1 protein-coding gene is annotated in these 871 nt (G+C 62.8%); it reads left to right on the top strand.

The features are described from left to right. Positions 1 to 24: 24 nt before the first annotated feature. The coding region (locus AB4037_RS34600) for a GumC family protein (RefSeq protein WP_441774679.1) at positions 25 to 871 on the top strand (847 nt) is incomplete at its 3' end.

Raw genomic sequence — 871 nt, 5'->3', positions numbered from 1 at the left:
AGCGAAAGCAAGGAACGGCGCCAGATGTTGAACCGTCTCGACACGAGGTTGCGCGGATTGGACGACAGCGAAACCCAGGGCAGCGGATTCGATGTCCGCGATACCGTCAACTTCGTCTGGCGCCAATGGGCCTTCATCCTTGCCTGGACTATCCTGGCTGCACTGTTGGGGGCGATCTATGTCGCCAGGCAAACACCCCTCTACACCGCCACCACCCAATTGCTGCTGGACCCCCGCAAGGAAAAGGCCGCTGGTCCGGACTCCATCTACACCGACACCGCTCTCGATCTGTCCGTGGTCGAGAGCGAGATCGCCGTAATGCGCTCCACCGTCCTGCTCAAGCGCGTGGTGCTCAAGGAAGGCCTGCTCGGCGGCGGCACTCCCGCCCGGCCGTCCCAGGACAATGCCGGTTCCTCCCCAACGGCAGCACCGGCTCCTGCAGGCGGGTCAGACGACGACATGTCGCCGGACATGGTCGCCGCAGTGGAAGGTCTCAAGAATGCAGTGTTGATTTCGCGAGCCGGCCAGGCCTATGTGATCAACGTCTCCTACACCTCCGACAGCCCGGCCAAGGCCATGAAACTGGCCAATGCGATTGCCGATGCCTATGTCGTCGACAAGCTCGACGCCCGCTTCGAAGCGGCCAAGCGCGCCTCGAACTGGCTGAACGATCGGCTGGTGGAGCTACGCCAGCAATTGCGCCTCTCAGAGGAAGCGGTGGCGAGGTTTCGGGCCGACAACAATCTCGCGCAAGCCGTCCCCGGTGCGACGCTCAATCAGGAGCAGCTCACCCAATTGAACGGCCGGCTGGTATCGGCGCGCGCCGACACGGCCGAAAAGAAGTCGCATCTGGATCTGCTGACCAAGATCC

The organism is Labrys sp. KB_33_2, from assembly GCF_052114505.1.
GTDB lineage: Bacteria > Pseudomonadota > Alphaproteobacteria > Rhizobiales > Labraceae > Labrys.
Note: the sequence above shows the minus strand (reverse complement) of the source record. Positions and strands in the feature narration are given on the sequence as shown.